Source organism: Enterobacter cloacae complex sp. IR5458, assembly GCF_049238025.1.
GTDB lineage: Bacteria > Pseudomonadota > Gammaproteobacteria > Enterobacterales > Enterobacteriaceae > Enterobacter > Enterobacter kobei.
In genome coordinates, this window is the sequence record NZ_JBMKIF010000017.1 from 87,316 (window position 1) to 110,964 (window position 23,649).

23 protein-coding genes are annotated in these 23,649 nt (G+C 53.7%); 8 read left to right on the forward strand and 15 right to left on the reverse strand.

Going from position 1 to position 23,649, the window contains the following annotated elements:
• The first annotated feature begins 86 nt into the window (after nt 1-86).
• Nucleotides 87-980 carry a YcbJ family phosphotransferase gene (locus ACOTYN_RS15035; RefSeq protein ID WP_032637067.1) on the forward strand — a complete coding sequence of 298 codons (894 nt, stop codon included), beginning with the start codon at nt 87-89 and terminating at the stop codon, nt 978-980.
• On the opposite strand, the gene elyC is transcribed toward ACOTYN_RS15035, so the two are convergent.
• Entirely contained in the window at nt 957-1,736 is a 780-nt protein-coding gene (gene elyC / locus ACOTYN_RS15040; RefSeq protein ID WP_047343761.1) for an envelope biogenesis factor ElyC, read from the reverse strand. The two genes, ACOTYN_RS15035 and elyC, sit on opposite strands and share 24 nt — an antisense overlap.
• 124 nt (nt 1,737-1,860) lie before the next feature.
• On the opposite strand from elyC, the gene cmoM reads away from it, so the two are divergent.
• The 7 genes from cmoM to ACOTYN_RS15075 all read left to right on the forward strand — a co-directional run bounded on the left by cmoM (nt 1,861) and on the right by ACOTYN_RS15075 (nt 12,499).
• Nucleotides 1,861-2,640 (forward strand): tRNA uridine 5-oxyacetic acid(34) methyltransferase CmoM, encoded by a 780-nt coding sequence (gene cmoM, locus ACOTYN_RS15045; protein WP_014883226.1) that lies wholly within the window; start codon nt 1,861-1,863, stop codon nt 2,638-2,640.
• Nucleotides 2,641-2,643: 3 nt separating this feature from the next.
• Nucleotides 2,644-3,966, forward strand: coding sequence for a chromosome partition protein MukF (gene mukF / locus ACOTYN_RS15050; protein ID WP_014883227.1), 1,323 nt, complete (start codon nt 2,644-2,646; stop codon nt 3,964-3,966).
• A complete protein-coding gene (gene mukE, locus ACOTYN_RS15055; RefSeq protein ID WP_008499954.1) occupies nt 3,947-4,651 on the forward strand; it encodes a chromosome partition protein MukE in 705 nt (234 codons plus the stop codon). Before mukF ends, mukE begins: the two co-directional genes overlap by 20 nt.
• Complete coding sequence (gene mukB / locus ACOTYN_RS15060; protein WP_332958207.1) at nt 4,651-9,102, forward strand: chromosome partition protein MukB; 4,452 nt, start codon at nt 4,651-4,653, stop codon at nt 9,100-9,102. The genes mukE and mukB overlap by 1 nt, the downstream gene beginning before the upstream one ends.
• 178 nt (nt 9,103-9,280) lie before the next feature.
• Nucleotides 9,281-11,104, forward strand: coding sequence for a L,D-transpeptidase (gene ldtD / locus ACOTYN_RS15065; RefSeq protein ID WP_332958211.1), 1,824 nt, complete (start codon nt 9,281-9,283; stop codon nt 11,102-11,104).
• Between the two features lie 175 nt (nt 11,105-11,279).
• Nucleotides 11,280-11,831, forward strand: coding sequence for a YcbK family protein (locus ACOTYN_RS15070; protein WP_014883230.1), 552 nt, complete (start codon nt 11,280-11,282; stop codon nt 11,829-11,831).
• A gap of 20 nt (nt 11,832-11,851) precedes the next feature.
• Nucleotides 11,852-12,499, forward strand: a complete 648-nt coding sequence (locus tag ACOTYN_RS15075; RefSeq protein WP_047027823.1) for an MBL fold metallo-hydrolase — start codon at nt 11,852-11,854, stop codon at nt 12,497-12,499.
• A gap of 52 nt (nt 12,500-12,551) precedes the next feature.
• Here the strand turns inward: ACOTYN_RS15075 and aspC are convergent, their stop codons facing one another.
• From aspC to ACOTYN_RS15145, 14 genes are all read right to left on the reverse strand, one after another.
• Nucleotides 12,552-13,742: an aspartate transaminase gene (aspC, locus tag ACOTYN_RS15080; RefSeq protein ID WP_014883232.1), complete on the reverse strand. Its 1,191-nt coding sequence runs from the start codon at nt 13,740-13,742 to the stop codon at nt 12,552-12,554.
• Between the two features lie 184 nt (nt 13,743-13,926).
• Nucleotides 13,927-15,033, reverse strand: coding sequence for a porin (locus ACOTYN_RS15085; RefSeq protein ID WP_014883233.1), 1,107 nt, complete (start codon nt 15,031-15,033; stop codon nt 13,927-13,929).
• A 607-nt stretch (nt 15,034-15,640) separates the two neighbouring features.
• The gene (gene asnS, locus ACOTYN_RS15090) at nt 15,641-17,041 is read right to left on the reverse strand and encodes an asparagine--tRNA ligase (RefSeq protein ID WP_014883234.1); all 1,401 of its coding nucleotides are present in this window, start codon (nt 17,039-17,041) and stop codon (nt 15,641-15,643) included.
• Nucleotides 17,042-17,206: 165 nt separating this feature from the next.
• Nucleotides 17,207-18,409, reverse strand: a complete 1,203-nt coding sequence (pncB, locus tag ACOTYN_RS15095; RefSeq protein WP_023332556.1) for a nicotinate phosphoribosyltransferase — start codon at nt 18,407-18,409, stop codon at nt 17,207-17,209.
• A gap of 184 nt (nt 18,410-18,593) precedes the next feature.
• A complete protein-coding gene (locus ACOTYN_RS15100) occupies nt 18,594-19,886 on the reverse strand; it encodes a tyrosine-type recombinase/integrase (RefSeq protein ID WP_303756939.1) in 1,293 nt (430 codons plus the stop codon).
• A gap of 44 nt (nt 19,887-19,930) precedes the next feature.
• The gene (locus ACOTYN_RS15105; RefSeq protein ID WP_013097283.1) at nt 19,931-20,188 is read right to left on the reverse strand and encodes an excisionase family protein; all 258 of its coding nucleotides are present in this window, start codon (nt 20,186-20,188) and stop codon (nt 19,931-19,933) included.
• Nucleotides 20,172-20,543, reverse strand: a complete 372-nt coding sequence (locus ACOTYN_RS15110; protein ID WP_303756940.1) for a hypothetical protein — start codon at nt 20,541-20,543, stop codon at nt 20,172-20,174. Before ACOTYN_RS15110 ends, ACOTYN_RS15105 begins: the two co-directional genes overlap by 17 nt.
• Before the next feature lie 2 nt (nt 20,544-20,545).
• On the reverse strand, nt 20,546-21,289 hold the full coding sequence (locus ACOTYN_RS15115) for an ORF6N domain-containing protein (protein ID WP_059362046.1): 744 nt from the start codon (nt 21,287-21,289) through the stop codon (nt 20,546-20,548).
• 11 nt (nt 21,290-21,300) lie between these two features.
• On the reverse strand, nt 21,301-21,879 hold the full coding sequence (locus ACOTYN_RS15120; protein WP_332958221.1) for a hypothetical protein: 579 nt from the start codon (nt 21,877-21,879) through the stop codon (nt 21,301-21,303).
• The gene (locus ACOTYN_RS15125) at nt 21,879-22,301 is read right to left on the reverse strand and encodes a hypothetical protein (protein ID WP_206462033.1); all 423 of its coding nucleotides are present in this window, start codon (nt 22,299-22,301) and stop codon (nt 21,879-21,881) included. Before ACOTYN_RS15125 ends, ACOTYN_RS15120 begins: the two co-directional genes overlap by 1 nt.
• Entirely contained in the window at nt 22,298-22,519 is a 222-nt protein-coding gene (locus ACOTYN_RS15130) for a hypothetical protein (protein ID WP_332958225.1), read from the reverse strand. Before ACOTYN_RS15130 ends, ACOTYN_RS15125 begins: the two co-directional genes overlap by 4 nt.
• A complete protein-coding gene (locus tag ACOTYN_RS15135; RefSeq protein WP_332958229.1) occupies nt 22,519-22,872 on the reverse strand; it encodes a hypothetical protein in 354 nt (117 codons plus the stop codon). The genes ACOTYN_RS15130 and ACOTYN_RS15135 overlap by 1 nt, the downstream gene beginning before the upstream one ends.
• 168 nt (nt 22,873-23,040) lie before the next feature.
• Nucleotides 23,041-23,229 carry a hypothetical protein gene (locus ACOTYN_RS15140; RefSeq protein ID WP_332958232.1) on the reverse strand — a complete coding sequence of 63 codons (189 nt, stop codon included), beginning with the start codon at nt 23,227-23,229 and terminating at the stop codon, nt 23,041-23,043.
• Nucleotides 23,222-23,536 carry a hypothetical protein gene (locus tag ACOTYN_RS15145; RefSeq protein WP_063927703.1) on the reverse strand — a complete coding sequence of 105 codons (315 nt, stop codon included), beginning with the start codon at nt 23,534-23,536 and terminating at the stop codon, nt 23,222-23,224. Before ACOTYN_RS15145 ends, ACOTYN_RS15140 begins: the two co-directional genes overlap by 8 nt.
• Nucleotides 23,537-23,649 lie beyond the last annotated feature (113 nt).

Sequence of the window (23,649 nt, forward strand, 5' to 3'; positions counted from 1 at the left end):
CTTTTCCCTGATTGATCTCTACCGGGTGACATCTTCATTCTGCGCGCTCATTATAAAAGCAGTAGCATTAATGGGGGTAATCTCATATGGAACAGCTGCGTGCCGAACTTAGCCATCTGCTGGGTGAGAAATTAAGCCGGGTCGAGTGTGTGAGTGAAAAGGCCGATACCGCGCTCTGGTCGTTGTATGACAGTCAGGGAAACCCAATGCCGCTGATGGCGCGAAGTTTCACGTCGCCGGGTGTTGCCAGGCAGCTCGCCTGGAAAATGTCGATGCTGGCGCGGGAGGGTACCGTCCGAATGCCGACCGTGTACGGCGTCATGACGCACGAGGAACACCCCGGCCCCGATGTCCTGTTGATAGAGCGTTTACGCGGCGTGCCTGTTGAAGCACCCGCGCGCACGCCGGAACGCTGGGAGCAGCTGAAAGACCAGATTGTCGAGGCGCTGCTGGCCTGGCATCGCCAGGATAGCCGTGGGCTCGTGGGGCCGGTCGACAGCACCCAGGAGAACCTGTGGCCGCTGTGGTATCGCCAGCGGGTGGAGGTGCTGTGGGGAACGCTCAACCAGTTCAATAACACCGGTTTGACCATGCAGGACAAACGTATTCTTTTTCGCACTCGTGAATGCTTGCCAGCGCTGTTCGACGGTTTTAATGATAACTGCGTGCTGATCCACGGCAATTTTACCCTGCGGAGTATGCTGAAAGACTCCCGCAGCGATCAGCTGCTGGCGATGTTGGGGCCTGGAATAATGCTGTGGGCCCCACGTGAATATGAGTTGTTCAGGCTCAGCGACAGCGCGGCGGCAGAAGGGTTACTGTGGCACTACCTTCAGCGTGCGCCCGTTGCCGAAGCGTTTCTCTGGCGGCGCTGGTTGTACCTGCTCTGGGATGAAGTCGCGCAACTGGTCAATACCGGGCGTTTCAATCGCGCAAACTTCGATCTCGCGGCTAAGTCACTCTTGCCCTGGCTCGTCTGAGGAACCTTTCAGCCACTGCCAGAGACGGCCGAGCGTCTCGTAGCCGACGCGATCGCTATGCATCAGCCACATCGGGGAGGGGATCACGCGTTCCCATGGGTTAAGTGGCGCATTGATGGCCATCTGGTTTGCCGGTGCGGGAAGCGGGTGCAGGCCCTGCTTTTCAAAGAAAATCATCGCCCGTGGCAGGTGTGAGGCGGAGGTGACCAGCAAGAATGGAACATCGCCAATCGCCTGCTTCACCGCAGCGGCTTCTTCTTCGGTATCTTTTGGACTGTCCAGAGTGATGATAGCGGAACGCGGTACGCCGAGGGATTCCGCAACTCTGGCACCCGCTTCAGCCGTACTCACCGGGTTCGTTTTTGCTGCGGCGCCGGTGAAGATCATTTTTGATCCCGGGTTCGCCTGCCACAGGCGAATCCCTTCGTTTAGCCGTGGCAGGCTGTTGTTGATCAGATTCGAGCTGGGGGCCCAGTCAGGATCCCAGGTATACCCACCGCCCAGCACCACGATGTATTCCACTTTCTGATTTCCCTGCCATGTCGGGTACTTATCTTCAATGGGGCGTAACAGGCCATCCGCGACCGGCTGCAGGCTCAGCAGCAGTAAGACAAGCCAGCCGAACGTGATGAGCGTTTTGCCACTTTTCTGAAAGCGGCTGAACCACACCAGCGCCAGCCCCAGCGCGATGATGATGAGCAGCAGCGGAAGGGGAAGCATCATCCCTCCAATGTATTTCTTAAGGGTAAAAAGCATCCTTTTTGGTTCCTTTTTTGACCATATAGCAGGTGATTACCGGTGATATTACACCAGAGAGGTTCATTCTCCGCGCGGGTGTGACAAAATAGCGGTTTTGCAGTTAGCGAGTGGAACTCTCCCAATGCGGGATCGCAATTTTGATGACATCGCGGAAAAGTTTTCGCGCAACATTTATGGCACCACAAAGGGGCAGCTCCGTCAGACGATCCTCTGGCAGGATCTGGACACCATTCTGGCCACTTTTGGCGACCAGACGTTGCGCGTGCTGGACGCCGGTGGCGGCGAAGGACAAACGGCGATAAAAATGGCCGAGCGCGGTCATCACGTCACGCTTTGCGATCTTTCGGCTGAAATGGTCGCCCGCGCGACGCGTGCTGCAGATGAGAAAGGTGTGAGCGACAACATGCATTTTATACAATGCGCCGCTCAGGACATCGCACAGCATTTGGAAACCCAGGTTGATCTGATATTGTTTCATGCGGTGCTGGAGTGGGTGGCCGATCCGCAAAGCGTGTTACAAACCCTGTGGTCGATGTTGCGCCCGGGCGGCACGCTGTCGCTGATGTTCTACAATGCTAACGGCTTCCTGATGCACAACATGGTTGCAGGTAACTTTGACTATGTGCAGGTCGGGATGCCTAAAAAGAAAAAGCGCACGCTTTCCCCGGACTATCCGCGCGATCCGCAGCAGGTTTACGGCTGGCTGGAAGAGATTGGCTGGCAGATTGTCGGGAAAACGGGCGTCAGGGTGTTTCATGATTATCTGCGTGAAAAACACAAACAGCGTGACTGTTTTGACACCTTAACAGAATTAGAAACGCGGTATTGCCGTCAGGAGCCATTTGTCAGCCTTGGCCGCTATATTCACGTCACCGCGCACAAGCCGCAGATGCAAGGATAACCTATGAGTGAATTTTCCCAGACAGTCCCCGAACTGGTTGCCTGGGCCAGGAAAAACGATTTCTCCATCTCGCTGCCGGTAGACAGACTCTCTTTCCTGCTGGCGGTTGCCACGCTGAACGGCGAACGGCTGGATGGCGAAATGAGCGAGGGTGAACTGGTGGATGCGTTCCGCCATGTCAGTGATGCGTTTGAGCAAACCAGCGAAACCATTAGCGTGCGTGCCAACAACGCAATCAACGATATGGTGCGTCAACGTCTGCTGAACCGCTTTACCAGCGAGCAGGCGGAAGGAAACGCCATCTATCGCCTGACGCCGTTGGGTATCGGCATCACCGATTACTACATTCGCCAGCGCGAATTTTCCACGCTGCGTCTTTCCATGCAGCTCTCGATCGTGGCGGGTGAGCTTAAGCGTGCCGCCGATGCTGCAGATGAAAACGGTGATGAATTCCACTGGCACCGCAACGTTTACGCGCCGCTGAAATATTCGGTGGCCGAGATTTTCGACAGCATCGATCTTACCCAGCGTTTGATGGACGAACAGCAGCAGCAGGTCAAAGACGACATCGCGCAGCTGCTGAATAAAGACTGGCGTGCGGCCATCTCCAGCTGCGAACTTTTACTGTCAGAAACCTCCGGTACGCTGCGTGAACTGCAGGATACGCTGGAGGCGGCAGGGGATAAGCTGCAGGCCAACCTGCTGCGCATCCAGGACGCGACGCTGGCGCATGACGATCTGCATTTTATCGACCGTCTGGTGTTCGATCTGCAGAGCAAGCTCGACCGCATCATTAGCTGGGGACAGCAGTCGATCGACCTGTGGATCGGCTACGACCGACACGTGCATAAGTTTATCCGCACCGCGATTGATATGGATAAAAACCGCGTCTTTGCTCAGCGTCTGCGCCAGTCGGTTCAGACCTACTTCGATGCGCCATGGGCGCTGACCTACGCCAATGCCGATCGTCTGCTGGATATGCGCGACGAAGAGATGGCCCTGCGCGATGAAGAGGTGACCGGTGAACTGCCGCCGGATCTGGAGTTTGAAGAATTCAACGAAATTCGTGAACAACTTGCGGCGATGATCGAAGAACAGCTCGCTGTCTACAAAACCAGACAAGCTCCGCTGGATCTTGGACTCGTGGTGCGCGACTATCTGGCGCAATATCCGCGCGCGCGCCACTTCGACGTTGCCCGCATTGTGGTAGACCAGGCGGTGCGCCTGGGTATCGCGCAAGCAGATTTCACCGGACTGCCGCCGAAGTGGCAGCCAATTAACGATTACGGAGCCAAGGTACAGGCGCATGTCATTGACAAATATTGAACAAGTGATGCCGGTTAAGCTGGCACAGGCGCTGGCGAATCCGTTATTTCCGGCGCTGGACAGCCAGCTGCGTGCCGGTCGTCACATTGGCTTAGACGAGCTGGATAATCACGCCTTTTTGATGGACTTCCAGGAGTACCTGGAAGAGTTTTACGCCCGCTACAACGTGGAGCTGATTCGCGCGCCGGAAGGTTTTTTCTACCTGCGCCCGCGCTCCACGACACTGATCCCGCGCTCCGTGCTCTCCGAGCTGGATATGATGGTCGGCAAAATTCTTTGCTATCTCTATCTCAGCCCGGAACGTCTGGCGAATGAAGGCATCTTCACCCAGCAGGAACTCTACGATGAGCTACTGACGCTAGCGGATGAGAGCAAGCTGCTCAAGCTGGTGAACAACCGTTCGACCGGATCGGATCTTGACCGTCAGAAATTACAGGAAAAGGTGCGCTCTTCCCTGAACCGTCTGCGTCGTCTGGGGATGGTCTGGTTTATGGGCCACGACAGCAGCAAATTCCGCATTACGGAATCAGTCTTCCGCTTCGGCGCCGATGTGCGTGCGGGGGATGACGCGCGTGAAGCGCAGCTTCGCATGATCCGTGACGGTGAAGCGATGCCGGTGGAAAACCATTTGCAGCTCAATGACGAGCATGAAGAGAATCTGCCGGATAGCGGGGAGGAAGAGTAATGATTGAACGCGGTAAATTTCGCTCACTAACGCTGATTAACTGGAACGGCTTCTTTGCCCGAACCTTCGATCTGGACGAGCTGGTCACGACGCTCTCCGGCGGTAACGGGGCGGGGAAATCCACCACCATGGCGGCGTTTGTGACGGCGCTGATCCCCGACCTGACGTTGCTTCACTTCCGTAACACCACTGAAGCAGGCGCGACAAGCGGCTCCCGCGATAAAGGTCTGCACGGTAAGCTGAAAGCGGGCGTCTGTTATTCCGTTCTGGACGTCATTAACTCTCGTCACCAGCGCGTGGTGGTGGGGGTTCGTTTGCAGCAGGTTGCCGGTCGCGACCGTAAAGTGGATATCAAACCGTTTGCTATCCAGGGGCTGCCAACCTCCGTGCAGCCGACCGCGCTGCTGACGGAAACCCTGAATGAACGCCAGGCGCGCGTGCTGACGTTACAGGAACTGAAAGACAAGCTCGAAGCCATTGAGGGCGTGCAGTTCAAGCAGTTCAACTCCATCACCGACTACCACTCCCTGATGTTCGATCTGGGCGTGGTGGCGCGTCGTCTGCGTACCGCTTCAGACCGTAGCAAATACTACCGTCTGATCGAAGCGTCCCTGTACGGCGGTATCTCCAGCGCCATTACCCGCTCCCTGCGCGACTACCTGTTGCCGGAGAACAGCGGCGTGCGTAAGGCGTTCCAGGATATGGAAGCGGCGCTGCGTGAAAACCGCATGACGCTGGAAGCGATTCGCGTGACCCAGTCAGACCGTGACCTGTTTAAACACCTGATCAGCGAAGCCACCAACTACGTGGCGGCGGACTACATGCGTCACGCCAATGAGCGCCGCGTCCATCTCGATCAGGCATTAGAATACCGCCGCGAACTGTTTACCTCCCGTAAACAGCTGGTGGCAGAGCAGTATAAGCACGTCGAAATGGCGCGCGAGCTGGGCGAGCACAACGGTGCTGAAGGTGATCTGGAAGCCGACTACCAGGCCGCCAGCGATCACCTGAACCTGGTGCAGACCGCGCTGCGCCAGCAGGAGAAAATCGAGCGCTACGAAGCGGATCTCGATGAGCTGCAAATTCGTCTCGAAGAGCAAAATGAAGTGGTGGCCGAAGCCGCCGAGATGCAGGAAGAGAACGAAGCCCGCGCCGAAGCCGCCGAGCTGGAAGTGGATGAGCTGAAAAGCCAGCTTGCTGATTACCAGCAGGCATTGGACGTGCAGCAGACGCGTGCGATTCAGTACACCCAGGCACTGCAGGCGTTACAGCGCGCGAAAGAGCTGTGCCATCTGCCTGACCTGACGCCGGAAAGCGCCGACGAGTGGCTGGATACCTTCCAGGCCAAAGAGCAGGAAGCCACCGAGAAACTGCTCTCTCTTGAACAGAAAATGAGCGTCGCGCAAACGGCGCACAGCCAGTTTGAACAAGCGTATCAGCTGGTGGTCGCCATTAATGGCCCGCTGGCGCGTAACGAAGCCTGGAACGTTGCCCGTGAACTGCTGCGCGACGGCGTCAACCAGCGCCATCTGGCCGAGCAGGTGCAGCCGCTGCGTATGCGCCTGAACGAACTGGAACAGCGCCTGCGTGAGCAGCAGGAAGCCGAGCGTTTGCTGGCTGAGTTCTGTAAGCGTCAGGGTAAACATTACGATTTCGACGAGCTTGAGGCGCTGCATCAGGAGCTGGAAGCGCGTATCGCTGCGCTTTCTGATACGGTCTCCAGCGCCAGTGAGCAGCGCATGACCCTGCGCCAGGAGCTGGAACAGCTTCAGTCCCGTTCTAAAAGGCTCCTGGAACGCGCGCCGGTCTGGCTGGCGGCGCAAAGCAGCCTTAACCAGCTCAGCGAACAGTGCGGCGAACAGTTCGAATCCAGCCAGCAGGTGACCGAATACCTGCAACAGCTGCTGGAGCGTGAGCGCGAAGCCATTGTTGAGCGTGATGAAGTCGGCGCACGTAAGCGTGACGTCGATGAAGAAATTGAGCGCTTAAGCCAGCCGGGCGGGTCAGAAGATCCGCGCCTCAATGCCTTAGCCGAGCGTTTTGGTGGCGTACTGCTGTCTGAGATTTACGACGATGTCGGCCTGGACGATGCGCCATACTTCTCCGCATTGTACGGTCCATCCCGTAACGCGATTGTGGTGCCGGATCTGTCGCTGATTTCTGACCAGCTCGCCGGGCTGGAAGATTGCCCGGAAGATCTCTATCTGATCGAAGGGGATCCGCAGTCGTTCGATGACAGCGTGTTTAGCGTTGACGAGCTGGAAAAAGCGGTGGTGGTGAAAATCGCTGACCGCCAGTGGCGTTACTCCCGCTTCCCGGAACTGCCGCTGTTTGGCCGTGCCGCGCGTGAAAGCCGTATTGAGAGCCTCCATGCCGAGCGTGAAACGCTGTCGGAACGTTTTGCGACCCTGTCGTTTGATGTACAGAAAACCCAGCGTCTGCATCAGGCGTTCAGCCGCTTTATCGGTAGCCATCTGGGTGTGGCGTTTGAAGCCGACCCGGAAGCGGAAATCCGCAAACTCAATACCCGCCGCGGCGAGCTGGAACGCGCCATTGCCAGTCATGAAAGTGACAACCAGCAGAGTCGCGTCCAGTTTGAACAGGCGAAAGAGGGCGTCGCGGCCCTTAACCGCATCCTGCCGCGCCTCAACCTGCTGGCAGATGACACGCTGGCCGATCGCGTGGATGAGATCCAGGAACGTCTGGATGAAGCCCAGGAAGCCGCGCGTTTCGTGCAGCAGCACGGCAATCAGCTGGCGAAGCTGGAGCCCGTGGTGTCTGTCCTGCAGAGCGACCCGGAACAGTTCGAGCAGTTAAAAGAAGATTATGCCTGGTCGCAGCAGGTGCAGCGCGAAGCGCGTCAGCAGGCGTTTGCCCTGACGGAAGTCGTGCAGCGTCGCGCGCACTTCGGCTATTCCGATTCGGCTGAAATGCTGAGCGGTAACAGCGACCTGAATGAAAAGCTGCGTCAACGTCTTGAGCAGGCAGAAGCGGAACGTACCCGAGCACGCGAAGCGATGCGCAGCCACTCCGCTCAGCTTAATCAGTACAACCAGGTGCTGGCCTCGCTGAAAAGCTCCTTCGACACTAAGAAAGAGCTGTTAAACGACCTGCAGAAAGAGTTGCAGGACATTGGCGTGCGTGCCGACAACGGGGCGGAAGAGCGCGCCCGTCTTCGTCGCGATGAACTGCATAGCCAGCTCAGCAATAACCGTGCGCGTCGTAATCAGCTGGAAAAAGCGCTGACCTTCTGCGAAGCCGAAATGGATAACCTGACCCGTCGCCTGCGCAAGCTGGAACGCGACTATCACGAGATGCGCGAGCAGGTGGTGACGGCGAAAGCGGGCTGGTGTGCGGTCATGCGGATGGTGAAAGACAACAACGTGGAGCGTCGCCTGCACCGTCGCGAACTGGCGTACCTCTCAGCCGATGAGCTGCGTTCAATGTCGGATAAGGCGTTGGGTGCGCTGCGCCTGGCGGTGGCGGATAACGAGCACCTGCGCGATGTGCTGCGCATGTCAGAAGATCCGAAACGTCCGGAGCGTAAAATTCAGTTCTTCGTGGCGGTTTATCAGCATCTGCGCGAGCGTATTCGTCAGGATATCATCCGTACCGACGATCCGGTCGAAGCCATCGAACAGATGGAAATTGAGCTGGGGCGTCTGACGGAAGAGCTGACTTCCCGCGAGCAGAAGCTGGCTATCAGCTCCCGCAGCGTGGCGAATATTATTCGCAAAACCATTCAGCGTGAGCAGAACCGTATCCGCCAGTTGAACCAGGGTCTGCAGAGCGTGTCGTTTGGTCAGGTGAACAGCGTGCGTCTCAACGTCAACGTGCGTGAAGCCCACGCGACGCTGCTGGACGTGCTCTCTGAGCAGCACGAGCAGCATCAGGATCTGTTCAACAGCAACCGTCTGACCTTCTCTGAAGCGCTGGCGAAGCTGTACCAGCGTCTGAACCCGCAGATTGATATGGGTCAGCGCACGCCGCAAACCATCGGTGAAGAACTGCTGGATTACCGTAACTACCTGGAAATGGAAGTTGAGGTTAACCGTGGTTCAGACGGCTGGCTGCGTGCGGAATCCGGGGCGCTCTCTACCGGTGAAGCGATCGGTACCGGGATGTCCATTCTGGTGATGGTTGTACAGAGCTGGGAAGATGAAGCGCGCCGTCTGCGCGGTAAAGACATCTCTCCATGCCGCCTGCTGTTCCTGGATGAAGCGGCGCGTCTTGATGCCCGCTCTATTGCCACGCTGTTTGAGCTTTGCGAGCGTCTTGATATGCAGCTCATCATTGCGGCACCGGAAAACATCAGCCCTGAAAAAGGGACCACCTATAAACTGGTGCGTAAAGTGTTCCAGAACAGCGAACACGTTCATGTTGTCGGGTTGCGTGGTTTTGCGCCGCAGCCTCCGGAGTCATTGCCGGAAACCACAGCAGACGCTTCCTGAGGCGTTTTGTTACAAAGAGCGGCGCAAAAGCGCCGCTTTTTTTATTCACTTAACTTGTGCTTAGGGCTGCGTTATCTTTAAACTTCTTTACATAAGGTAAGGCAACAGGTTTGCCGTCTACCTATAATAAAAGAAAGCCCCACCGTGATGGGCATGTCGTGAAAACAGGGGGCAAGGGATGTTGCTAAAGAAAGAATGTGGTCGTCAGCTGTCTGCGCTGAGTTTATGCCTGGCAGTGATGTTTGCTCCACTGTTAACCGCCCAGGCCGACGAGCCTGAAATTGTGCCGACGGACAGCTCCGCAGCGACAGGCGCGCAGCCGACATCATTGTCTCAGCCGCTGGAACAGTCTCCGGCGACCGCCGTCATGGCCGGCATTAAGCCGTTGCCGGAAGGCATCGATATCGAATCGCTTAGCCAGCAGCTCCTCTCAGGGTTGCCGTCAGGCTACACGCCCGCCTATATCAATCAGCTCACGCTGCTTTATGCTGCCCGGGACATGAAACCCATGTGGGAAGACCGTGATGCCGTGCGCGCGTTCCAGCAGCAGCTGGCAGAAGTGGCGATTGCGGGTTTTCAGCCGCAGTTTACGAAGTGGGTTGAGCTGTTAACCGATCCAGCCGTCACTGGCCAGGCGCGGGACGTGGTGCTTTCCGATGCCATGATGGGCTATCTGCAGTTTGTGGCGGGTATTCCGGTCAACGGCAACCGCTGGTTATATAGCGATAAGCCCTACAAGCTGGCGACGCCAGCGCTGTCGGTGATCAACCAGTGGCAGCTGGCGCTGGATAATGGCGATCTGCCGCGCTTTATTGCCAGTCTCGCCCCGGCGCACCCGCAGTATGCCACCCTGCATGAGTCGCTCCTCGCGCTGGTGGGCGACTCGCGTCCCTGGCCGCAAATGCGGGGTACCGCGACGCTGCGTCCAGGCCAGTGGAGCAGCGATGTTCCTGCTCTGCGCGAAATCCTGAAACGCTCCGGTATTCTTGAGGGCGGGCCGAAGATTGCCCTGCCGGGCGACGATCCGCAAAGCGCGGTTGTGAGCCCGTCAGCGCCGGTGAAAGAGAAGAAGGCCGCTCTCCTGAGCGATAAACCTGCGGCATACGATCGCGAACTGGTTGCTGCGGTTAAGCAATTCCAGGCTGCGCAGGGGCTGGGTGCCGACGGGGTAATAGGCCCGTCAACGCGCGACTGGCTTAACGTCTCTCCTGCGCAGCGGGCAGGGGTGCTGGCACTGAATATTCAGCGTTTGCGCCTGCTGCCGGGCACCTTGTCCACAGGCATTATGGTTAATATTCCGGCCTATTCCCTGGTCTATTATCAGGATGGCAGCGAAAAACTGGCCTCGCGCGTCATTGTCGGGCGTCCGGATCGTAAAACACCGATGATGAGCAGCGCGTTAAATAACGTGGTGGTTAACCCACCGTGGAACGTGCCGCCGACGCTGGCACGTAAAGACATTCTGCCAAAGGTCTGGAACGATCCGGGTTATCTGGAACGTCATGGCTATACGGTGATGCGCGGCTGGAACAGTAAAGAGGCGATTGATCCTTACATGGTCGACTGGTCGACGATTACGGCTTCCAACCTGCCGTTCCGCTTCCAGCAGGCTCCCGGGGCGCATAACTCCCTGGGGCGTTACAAATTCAATATGCCGAGTTCAGATGCTATCTATCTGCACGATACGCCGAACCACAACTTGTTCCAGAAAGATACCCGCGCCCTCAGTTCAGGCTGCGTGCGCGTAAACAAAGCCTCGGAGCTGGCCAATATGCTGTTGCAGGATGCGGGCTGGAACGATACGCGTATTTTTGACGCCCTGAAACAGGGGGATACGCGCTACGTGAATATTCGACACAACATTCCGGTCAATCTTTACTATCTGACGGCGTTTGTGGGTGAAGACGGGCGCACTCAGTATCGTACAGATATTTACAATTATGATCTCACTGCGCGATCCGGCGCACAAATTTTGCCAAAAGCGGAACAATTAATCAGGTAAATGAAGTAGTTCGGGAAAAATGATTGTCGTAAGTTATGGTGAATAGGGGGCGATATCGCTGTAAGCCGCGTATTCACTGGGGTTGGGCGCCTTGACGTACCCCGTTTTGCCAGTTAAGGTGCCCTTCGTGCGCTAAGCATACTTACGATTTCATTGACCTGTAGACCTGATTATCATGGACAAATTTGACGCTAATCGCCGCAAACTGCTGGCGTTAGGTGGTGTTGCGCTTGGCGCAGCGGCCATCTTGCCGACGCCAGCATTTGCCACCCTCTCGACACCTCGTCCGCGAGTTTTAACGCTCAACAATCTTCATACCGGTGAGTCGCTAAAAGCGGAGTTTTTCGATGGCAGAGGCTATATTCAGGATGAATTAGCAAGACTCAACCATTTTTTCCGTGATTTCCGCGCGAATAAAGTAAAAGCCATCGACCCAGGATTGTTTGATCAGTTGTTCCGCCTTCAGGGCCTGCTGGGCACCAGGAAGCCCGTGCAGCTCATTTCTGGTTATCGCTCACTGGATACCAATAATGAACTACGCGCCCATAGCCGTGGGGTAGCGAAAAAAAGCTATCACACGAAGGGACAGGCAATGGATTTCCATATTGAAGGCGTTTCGTTAGCCAATATTCGCAAAGCTGCGTTATCTATGCGCGCAGGTGGTGTAGGATATTATCCCAGCAGCAACTTTGTGCATATTGATACCGGTCCGGTCCGGCACTGGTAATAACGAAACACAGGAGCAGTATGAACTATCGTATTATTCCGGTTACCGCGTTCTCCCAGAACTGTTCATTGATCTGGTGCGAGCAAACCAAACTGGCCGCGCTTGTTGATCCCGGCGGTGACGCCGAGAAAATCAAGCAGGACGTCGCCGACAGCGGTGTGACGCTGATGCAGATTTTACTGACGCATGGTCATCTCGATCATGTTGGCGCAGCGGCAGAGCTGGCACAGCATTTTGGTGTGCCGATCATCGGTCCGGAAAAAGAAGATGAGTTCTGGCTGCAGGGGTTACCTGCCCAAAGCCGCATGTTTGGCCTTGATGAGTGTCAGCCTCTGACGCCCGATCGCTGGCTGAACGAAGGAGAGCGCGTTAACGTAGGGAATGTGACTTTACAGGTGTTGCATTGTCCTGGGCATACGCCAGGCCATATCGTCTTCTTTGATGACCAGTCTCGTCTGCTGATTTCTGGCGACGTGATTTTCAAAGGCGGCGTAGGACGCAGCGATTTTCCGCGCGGCGATCACGGGCAGCTGATTCAGTCGATCAAACAGAAGTTATTGCCGCTGGGTGATGACGTGACGTTTATCCCTGGACACGGTCCGATGTCGACGCTGGGCTATGAACGGCTCCATAATCCGTTCCTTCAGGATGAGATGCCTGTCTGGTAAACCTGGTTAAATAAAAAAGCCTGCTGAACGCAGGCTTTTTTGTGGGCGTAAATTACAGTACGGCGACAATCGCTTCGCACAGAGGCGCCATGTTGTCAGGCGTCATCCCTGCCACGTTCACGCGACCGGAAGCCACGGCGTATACGCCAAACTCTTCACGCAGACGCAGAACCTGCTCTTTGGTCAGGCCGCTGAAAGAGAACATGCCGTTCTGTTTGATGATGAAGCTGAAGTCACGGTCTGCGCCTTTCTCGGCCAGAGTATTAACAAACAGCAGACGCATACGCTGGATACGCTGGCGCATATCGTTCAGCTCTTGTTCCCAGATCGCGCGCAGCGCATCGTTGCTGAGAATGGTCGCAACAACGGACGCGCCGTGTGCCGGTGGGTTAGAGTAGTTCGCGCGGATAACCGATTTCATCTGGCTGAAGGCACGATCGACGGTTTCGTCGTTAGCCGCAACCAGCGTACAGGCACCTACGCGCTCATTGTACAGACCGAAGTTCTTGGAGTAGGAGCTGGCAACGATCAATTCCTGGTGCACGGCTGCAAAAGCGCGCAGGCCTTCTGCATCTTCTTCCAGTCCACGGGCGAAGCCCTGATAGGCGAAGTCAAACAGCGGCAGCCAGCCTTTCTCTACGGAGAGTTTAGCCAGCTGTTCCCACTGCTCAAGCGTCGGGTCGATACCGGTTGGGTTATGGCAGCAGCCGTGGAACAGCACCACATCACCCGCCTGCGCTTCGTTCAGGCTTGCCAGCAGGCCATCAAAGTCGAGAGCATGGTTTGCCGCGTCGTAGTAAGCGTATTCGCGCACTTCCAGACCTGCAGAGTTAAAGACGCTCTTGTGGTTCGGCCAGCTTGGGTTGCTCACCCAGACACGCTTAACAGAGGTGTTTTTCGCAAGGAAATCCGCCGCCACACGCAGTGCGCCGGTACCGCCTGGGGTCTGTGCTGTACGCGCACGTTTGTCACTCACAATTGCGCTACCTTTACCGAACAGCAGCTCCTGCGTGCAGCGACCAAATTCAGGAATACCATCAATACCGAGGTAGTTTTTGGTGGTTTCATTTTCCAGCAGATACTGCTCAGCTTTCTTAACGCTGGTCAGTACCGGGGTTTTGCCGGTTTCATCTTTATATACACCAATACCCAGGTTGATTTTGCCAGGGCGGTCGTCGGCACGAAACAGATCGGCCAGGCCCAGAATTGGGTCGGCAGGAGCGGCGGTAATGTTCTCAAACATGACGAAGTTCCATTGTGATTACAGAAGTGAAATCCGCTATCAGGTTAACGGTAGATTTACAAAATGCCAACCGTTTGCGACGAAAAGCGTGCGGCTTTTCAAAAGTCGCCATTATTTTCTGTCAGGCATAAAAAAACAGGGCCGAAGCCCTGTTCATTAAGCATATAACAAAGTGGTGTTCTGATTAGAACTGGTAGGTTACACCCACAGCAGCCATATCGTCGTTGCCGTTCAGACCGCCAACCGCTTTCGCGTAGTCGGTGTCTTTGTCCAGCAGGTTGATGTAGTAGTCAGCCCACACGTTGAAGTTTTTGTTGAAGTAGTAAGTGGTACCCACCTGGATGAATTTAGCCAGGTCTGCATCGCCACCGCTGAAGCCGCCGACGGCAGCCAGGTCTTTACCTTTGGTCTGCACGTAGGAGATGGCTGGACGCAGGCCGAAGTCGAACTGGTACTGAGCAACCACTTCGAAGTTCTGCGTTTTGTTAGCAAAACCAGCATCACCGCTAGAACCGGTACGGGTGGTGTTACGGGTTTCAGCATAGGTGGTTGCCAGGTACAGGTTGTTAGCGTCATATTTCAGACCAACACCCCATGCTTCAGCTTTGTCACCCTGACCATCAGCTTTCTGGTTCAGAGTACGGTTAGCGTTGCTGTAAGATGCGATTGCACCGAAGCCTTCGCCGAAGTCGTAACCCAGGGAGTAACCTACGCCGTCACCGTTAGAGGTTTTAACGTCAGCACGATCGTTTTTACCCTGGTACTGTACGCCCAGGCTCAGACCGTCAACCAGACCGAAGAAATCGCTGTTACGGTAGGTCAGCAGGCCGGTGCTACGGCTGGTCATAAAGTTATCAACGTAGTTACCGCCCCAGGTCATACCTGAGAAGGACGGTGCCATATCGGTGTATGACTCAACGTCGTAAACGATACCGTAGTTACGACCGTAGTCGATGCTGCCAGCGTCACCCGCTTTCAGACCGGCAAAGGCCAGACGGTTTTTGTTTTTCTGTGCAGTGTTTTCCGCATCATTGGCCATGAAGCGGTATTCCCACTGGCCGTAACCGGTCAGCTGGTCGTTGATCTGAGTTTCGCCTTTGAAACCGATCTGCGCGTAAGTTGCGTCGTTGTTGTTAGTGTTATCACCAGAGGTCACGAAATCGTGCTCGGCGTTAACTTTCCCGTAGAAGTCCAGTTTGTTGCCGTTCTTGTTATAGATTTCTGCAGCGTTAGCTGCACCGGCTACCAGCAGGGCAGGGATTACCACTGCCAGAATATTGCGCTTCATCATTATTTATTACCCTCATTGGTTTTTTTATGACACTCGCCACTGCCGTCAATAAATTCTGTCAATAAATATTTCCGGAACTATTGATGAGAGTTAGGTGTCTTTATGTATCTGGCAGGCATCTTTCCATTCACTGAAGCGTTTCGCTAGCCTGAAAGTGCTACAATTCTCAAGATTGAGTTACAAAAAGAAAATATGTGTAACTAAATGTGTATTTTTCGGAACTTTGTGAACCATCTCAAATTTCAGAACGCCCTGGCGAATTAAACAGCAGAATGTTTCCTATATATATGAATTCCTTATGATTAATTTGGATAAAGGCAATTCCTATAAACAGATGTTAAACGATTCGTTTTTTCTTATGACCGAAAAAAGACTTCTGGATGGCTGAAAAAGTGGTTGAAAATTGTGCTATTGCTTGAGGGTGTAATAATCGCAATAAGAATAGGGCTTATTTTTTGTGGCTAGATGTTTCTCGGAAACAAAACGTAACAGGTAGTGGTTGTGACGGGGTGGTGCTTTAAAAACACTGACTTTGCGCTGACGAAAACTGACAGTGCAGAATAAAATAATGGCCAGCAAATGCTGGCCATGGTCTGTTTTTTTGCTCTTAGAAGCTGGCGTTACGTGGCGTACGCGGGAACGGAATCACATCACGCACGTTCTGAACACCGGTAACGTAGGCGATCAGACGCTCGAAGCCCAGGCCGAAACCTGAATGCGGAACGGTGCCGTAACGACGAAGATCGCGATACCAGCTGTAGTCCGCAGGATTGAGACCCATCTCTTCCATGCGCGCGTCCAGCACATCCAGACGTTCTTCACGCTGAGAACCACCGATGATTTCACCGATGCCAGGCGCCAGGACGTCCATCGCTGCGACGGTTTTACCGTCTTCGTTAAGGCGCATATAGAAGGCCTTGATGTCCTTCGGGTAGTTTTTAACGACAACCGGCGCTTTGAAATGTTTCTCGGCCAGATAGCGTTCGTGCTCAGACGCCAGGTCAACGCCCCAGTAAACCGGGTTCTCGAACTTCTCACCGCATTTCTCGAGGATCGCAACCGCGTCGGTATAGTCCACCTGCGCAAAGTCGGCAGAGACAAAACGTTCCAGACGGGCGACCGCATCGCTGTCTACGCGCTCAGCGAAGAACTTCATATCGTCCGGACGCTCTTCCAGCACCGCTTTGAAGACGTACTTCAGCATCGCTTCTGCCAGACCGGCGACATCGTCGAGGTTAGCAAACGCCACTTCCGGCTCCAGCATCCAGAATTCCGCCAGGTGGCGGCTGGTGTTGGAGTTTTCTGCACGGAAGGTTGGGCCGAAGGTATAAATCTTAGACAGTGCACAGGCGTAGGTTTCGCCGTTGAGCTGACCGGATACCGTCAGGAATGCCTCTTTACCAAAGAAGTCTTTGTCATAGTCCACTTTACCTTCTGGCGTGCGCGGCAGGTTTTCCATGTCCAGCGTCGAGACGCGGAACATTTCACCCGCACCTTCCGTATCGGAGGCGGTGATCAGTGGGGTAGACACCCAGAAGTAACCCTGCTCATCGAAGAAGCGATGCAGCGCCTGAGCCAGCGTATGGCGCACGCGTGCCACCGCGCCGATCAGGTTGGTACGTGGACGCAGGTGCGCCACTTCACGCAGGTACTCAATGCTGTGACGTTTTGCCGCCATCGGGTAGGTGTCCGGATCTTCAACCCAGCCGGTCACTTCAATCGCAGAGGCCTGAATTTCGAAACTCTGGCCCTGACCCGGAGACGCCACAACCACGCCGGTCACAATGACGGAACAGCCGGTTGTCAGGTGCAGAACGTCATCATTGTAATTGGGCAGAGAATTATTAATGACGGCCTGTACAGGATCAAAGCAGGAACCGTCATAGACGGCGAGGAAGGAGATGCCAGCTTTAGAATCTCGGCGGGTACGCACCCATCCGCGCACGGTGACTTCCTGGTCAACGGCGACACGGCCCTGGAGTACGTCGGCTACAGGCACAACGCTCATAATATTCTCTCTGTTAATAGTCGGAAAAAATAAACACTTGTCCACCCTTATGGGGGGATATCTATGTTACCTGCCATCCGCTATCAGACAAGTAAATTTCGCAGTCAAAAGAGAAGAATTGAGAAATAAATAAGGGAAGGGAGCCCTTCAGGCTCCCGTAAGCGCTTAACTGGCTTTTTTGATCTGCGGGAGATCGAAGGCTTTGCGCAATGCGCGGACAAACGCTTTGTCATGGCAGATGGTTTTACCCGGGCTGTCGGAGAGTTTCGCCACCGGCTTGCCGTTACATTCCACCAGCTTTATAACAATATTCAGAGGTTTTACCTGAGGAATGTCGCAGGTCAAACGGGTACCAATCCCGAAGCTCAGGTTCACTCGGGTGTTGAAATGGCGATAAAGTTCAACCGCTTTTGCCAGGTCAAGATTATCGGAGAAAACCAGCACCTTGCTCATCGGGTCAATGCCGAGTTTTTGGTAATGGGCTATCGCCTTCTCGCCCCATTCAACCGGGTCCCCGGAATCGTGGCGTAACCCCTGATAACGCTCAGCAAATTCGGGACCGAAGTCACGCAGGAAGGCATCCATCGTAATGCAGTCGGTGAGGGCGATCCCGAGTTGATTCGGGTACTCCTCAAGCCATGCGGCGAGGGCCGCGCGCTGGCTGTTAGCCAGATCCGGGCTGATTTGCTGATGTGCCTGGAACCACTCGTGCGCCTGGGTGCCCATCGGCGTCAGGTTGAGTCGACGCGCCAGGTCGTAGTTACTGGTGCCCACGAACCACGGCTCCTGCTGCAGACGTTTAACGATGGCCTGCTGAACCTCGCGAGAGAAACGGCGACGGGTGCCGAAATCCATCAGGCGGAAGCGGGACATATCCAGCCCTTCGGTCAGCGTGGTGAAGGCTGCAAGTTTATTTTCCAGCGAGGCGACCGCCTGGGCGACGCCCATTTCCGGCGAACGGTAGCGGTGAGCCAACTCGCTGATCACTGCCAGCAGCGGCACTTCCCACATGATCACTTCCCGCCACGGACCTTCAAGGCGAATATCCAGCTTGCCGTTCTCGTTGGTCACGGTGACCTGCTCCGGCTTATAGCGGAAATCACGCAGCCAGTTCAGGTAATCGGTTTTAAAGAAAGGCAGGCCAGAAAGCCACTGGTATTCATCGTCCTGCAGCGTCAGATGCTGCATCGCATCGACCTGTTCACGAATGGAGTCTGCGTAGATACCGAGCAAATCGTCACCACGGCAGCGGAATTCCGCCGCGACGTGAACGTCATAGTAATGGTGGAAAACGGCTTGCTGCATATGCAGTTTATACGCGTCGGTATCCAGCAACGTATGCAGAACCGGAGAAGCGAATTGAGTCATAGGTGCGCTGTAGCATCCTCTCACGGGAGCGTTTAGTACAATAAACAACTCCGGAGTATACCTTGTTTAGTGATTTATTGAACCCCGATCACAACATAAGCACACTTTATGGTCGAGGGCATTTTGTGCCCCGTGTTATACAAATGTAGCAACAGGGCTGCTAACCACTTGAATTTAAGGTTTTCTACTGCGCTACTATCATGCTTTGGGGCAGCGATGGGGCAATGTGTGAAAGCGCCTTGTTGAGCAGAGTAACCTGTTCGCCGCTCTTCTCTGACATCCACTTTCCATACACCTTGTAAACCATCTGTGCATCTGTATGCCCCATTTGGGTTGCTATAAAGTTTGGGTTCGCCCCGGCTGACAATGACCAGCACGCATAGGTATGCCGTGACTGATACGCGTTGCGGTACCGTATACCGGCGCGCTTGATTATCGGGCCCCAAATTTTATTAATCGAATTAACCGCGTAATGATATCCTCTTCGTGACCCACGCTTGACGCATTGAGGGCTGAAAACGAAAGTGCATGGATGTATGACTGACTGGCCATATTCACGCAAATTCACTTCAACCTCATGCTGCCGGCCAAGGCGCGTAAGTTGGGCCTGATTCCTGAGGGCATCAATAGCTGGTTGTATGAGATAAATCACCCTGTCAGTGCCTGCCTCGGTTTTTGGCAGGGTGAACTCATACGTTTGGGTAAGGTTACGCTTAACCGTAATAGTTCCCGCAGTGAGATCGATGTCTTCCCATGCAAGACCACATAATTCCCCATGCCTCATTCCGGTATAAACGGCGACGGTCCAGAGATTTCGCATCTGCTGGTGGCCGCATGCCTGAATGAACCTGATGAACTCATCTGTCGTGAGTGGATCTGGTTCGTCTTTTGCCTTCCTGAGACGGTTAATTCCGCTAAACGGGTTTTCCTTTGCGTAGCCGTTATCAGCTCCAAACTGGAAGATCTCGGCCATCAGCATCATGTAATTATTCACCGTGGAAGACTTCCGGCCTTTTACCTGTGTCCGGTGATCCTTCTTCATTACATGGAAGCCCGTCAGCAACTCCTTCCTGACATACAGCAAATCTTCAGTGGTAACCGCAGAAACCATTTTATTTTCGCCGATGCGCGGAAGCATGTTTTTTATGATGGATTCGTACCTACTCATGGTGTTAGAGCTGATCTCCATTCTCTTCAGCTCTGACCATCTTTCGGTAATCTCCAGCACAGTAATTTCCTTTCTATCCTGACCGAACCGGGCAAGGTTCGGTGAGTTTGGGAATTTTTCTGCATAGTTAAAATTTCCCATCCTTATCGCAAAACAAACCGAAGAACGCAGCTCACCAGCTATCTTGCGATTTTTTGCAGTGTCAGGGACACCGAGGTTTTCCCTGACACGTTTACCTTTATAAAGAAACCAGATGCGGAGCGAACCGCCGTGGTTTTCGACGCCTGTCGGGTATGATGCATTAGCCATTGATCCCTCCTGACGTCCAGGAGCGTGGACGAGTGTACTGCTTTTCATGCTGTCTTCGCACCTGGTTGATTTTTTTTCTGCGCCTCGATCCACTGATCAACGGCTTTCCTGTTGTACATGCATTCGCTCGAAGGCTTGGGATTACCATCTGGTGAAATGTGCAGGTACTCGCGGCCCAGCATCCAGGATTCTTTTCTGGCGCGGGTGATGGTTCCGGGCTTGAGCCCGGTAACCGCAATCAGAACCTTTTCGCTAACCCAGTCATTCGGCACCAGAAGAACGATTTCAGCACTGGTTTGCATGGATCTCCTCCATTTTCTCTTTAGCCAGACGCACGCAACGCGCAAAAGAGGAGGGCGTTACAATTTCGCGCAGAGCCTGAACCAGGAAGTCGTTGTGCTGCTGGTGCAGCTGCAGGTTGCGTTCTTTTTCCTCATGACGCAGGACTGCCAGACGGGCTGTGATGATTCGACGCTTCCCTTTGATCAGCCGCAGCGCGTTCTCTGCCTTTTTGCGCCATGTACTCCAGTCACTACTGCTGTTCGATCTCGCCAGTTGCTCTTCAATACTGAGCTGCGCTTCTTCTGCGTTAACAAGCTGCTGCAGGCAATCGCCGATAGTGTTCAGGTTGTCAGTCTTGACGAAAAATTTTTGCATTCTTAACCCTCCCACCCAATCGCCTGGAACAGGCCCATTTTAGGGTGATACCAGCGGGTGCCGCGCGGTTCAGCTTCTGACATCATCTGGCGAAACGCGGCCATAAACGGCTCAAGTTCGACGATAGCCCTACGTGACAACAATCCGTCTGGAGTCATAAATTCGTGCGTATCTGTCGGGATGCGGTAGGCATTGACCAGATTTCGGCACTTAGCGTCACTCATTCCGCTTTTAGCGACCACCTGACGGTAACCGACATAACCGGCGCGCATGGTCCCGCGTTTGATGTTCTCCACAGCTTCTGTGACCGTTTCGATCTGCTCTTCAACATGATTCAGGCGCTTCTGCTGGCGAACGGCATCGGCGGCCATTGCGGCGATCATCTCGATTTCCGTCAGCGGCGCGCGAGTGCGGAAATAGCTGTTAACCAGTTCGCGCTGAACCTGCCAGGCCAGATCGTCGGTAAAGGATTTCACCAACATCAGATAACCGGATTCGACCAGTACAATTCCTGATGCTGCAAATTTGGAGAAAGTACCGTCAGGGAGGTGTCGACGAATTTCGTCGGAACCTAATTCGAAGTAGTCCTCTCCTTCAATAAGTCGAGACTTGTTTTCACGGAAATTACGTCCAGCAGTTCCATCAGGGCGCTGGTGGACTTCATCAATCATCGCCAGCGTCACAACGCGCTGACCGCGATACTCGACTGCCGGCAGCTGTTTGTTGTTGATCGTTACAGTGTTCATTTTCGTCCTCCTCAGTGCATAACCGGCATGTCAGGCATACCTTCTTTCTGAATCTGTTCAATGAAGCTGTCATGCAGGAGATTAAAACCTTCCCGCCCCATTTTTGAGAGTCGAAGCCCGTTCTCAGCGTCCGTATCTAACATGTCCCGGTACATGCGCAGCGCCATCTGCTGGCCGAGTTCCTGACCGTATTTCTCAATAGCTAATCCTTCCACATGGCTTGAGAGTGCGAACCGCTCTGGCGCAGGATAAACACTGATTGAACCGCGCTGTCCGGAGTAGATAACTGCGGTGTCAAACCCTCCAGAATCGTTGGCAACCTCAACTGTGCCGTTCTTTGCCTGTTCCTCGGTAATGAAGACGACAACAAGCATCCAGCGCCAAATGATGATTTCGCTCTCGATGCCCGGGGTAAACCAGCCGCTTTCAATCGCTTCCATGATGCAAGCCAGCAGATCTAATCCATCCGGAATTCGTTTGTCATAGTTGCCATTGTCGAGCTGGCGAACCGCGGCGGAATAACCAATGACGCGGTTACCAAAACGGATGCCTGTTGATGTCGGCTCCGGAGTAAAGGCTGAATTAACCATCACTGAACTCCTTTCGGCTTGATGGCCTGCAGTGCATCAACCTCTTTAACGAATCGGTCATGCATCGCGTCCCATTTCTCACACCATTTCTCCATTTCTCGCTTGCGCGCCAGGATGCGACGCAGACGGCGAACACAACGCTGGTGTGCCATGAAATACTCGGTCGTTACGCCGCCACGCTGCCAACAATTCAGCTCTGGATTGAGTGGGTGGACTGCCTGCACATCCGGGTGCCGCTGCTCGAAGCCGGAGCGATAAAATGCTTCTGAAGTCATAAAGAACGCCAGATAGCGGATCGCCGTATCTCGCGTGAAGCATTTTTTTATACGTCCGTGGCGTACTGCTACGAACAGTGGGCCAACAGGCGTATCGTGTTTCTGTAATGCAAGGTCAATCATGCTCACGGTGCGCTTATCGTTCATTTCCGATCCTTAACTTTGCTGTAACGTTCGTGGCTCATTACTTCCCAGTTCTGGCCGCCGTCTCGGGACAGCAGCCGCCAGCGGCGATTAACCCTCAGGCTCAGGTTTCCGGAGCCGCGCATACGGCAGGGATGAATCCGCCTGGCCCTGAACTGGCGGAGTACATGGACCGCCTGCAGGTGTACCCACTCAGGAATTCGTATCGCTGTCAGCGCCATCAGATCCGGGCCTCCACTTTTTGTTTTTTGACGAACTCAACCAGCTCAGAAATGAGATCGTCGATTAATTCCTTTCCGCTATCTGTGAGGAATTCACCGCTGCCATTAACATCAACAGCGCTGCTGTAAATTCCCTTGATAGCTTTTACGCCTTCGACATTCCCGTACTTACTGATCGCGAGCCTTTCGAATTTTCGTAATAATCCATCAAGTAAAATCTCTGTTAACTCGACTGTGTTAATGCCGCCTTTATTGAGCTTTATAACAAGGCAGTTACTGCCAGTTTTACGCTGGTGGCGTAATAACGCTGCCTTTAAAATTCTGCGTCGATAAGTATTAATTAAACTATTCATTTTTATTTACCGTAAGCCTTTTTTAAATAAAGCATGGCTATAGACCAATAACCGTCTGAGACAAATAACTGAGCTGTTTTAAATGCTTGTCGATTAATCATCGTTACCCTTAATTTGGTTGCAGGAATCCCCAGGGTTTTTCCTGTAATTAAAATGACTAATTAATTTTTAAGCCGGGTTTTTAGACTCTTGCTCGATAAGGTAAGCCGCAACCGGTCCAATGAGATCCGCCAAAAGTGATGCAACGGACTCCACATCTGAGTCGGTCAGTTTATGAGGATAGTTCTCAAGCATTCTCGAAACAATCTCAGCCTGGTAAGCCTTTGATGCAGCTTTATGCAAAGTGATATCAGACATTTTTTGCATCCTTATAACCGGAGGAATATGTAGCAGAGTTAGCTATTTTATTTGTTGCTATTGCTAATTCAGCAAGGTCTGCAATTACACCAGAAAGCATCATTATTTTATCTTTATTAAGCCTCTTTTCTTCTGCCTCGCTCATTATGCTAACGCCGATATGGTTGATGGCTTGCAAAATAGAGATTGTTTTCGTATCGCAGTCAGTTGAAATTTTGTCGAAATCAATGTTTTGACATTTCTCTTTATCAGAAGAGAAACGGTAATCGGGTATATCTACAAGTTGAAAAAATTTCTCTGTACTCATCTTTTGTACTCCATTAATCCGCCAACGCATAAACAATACATAACGTATTAAATAAGATCAATACAAAATGGAGTATTTGAGTGTATTATTTTACATCGTTTTGTTTTTCAAGG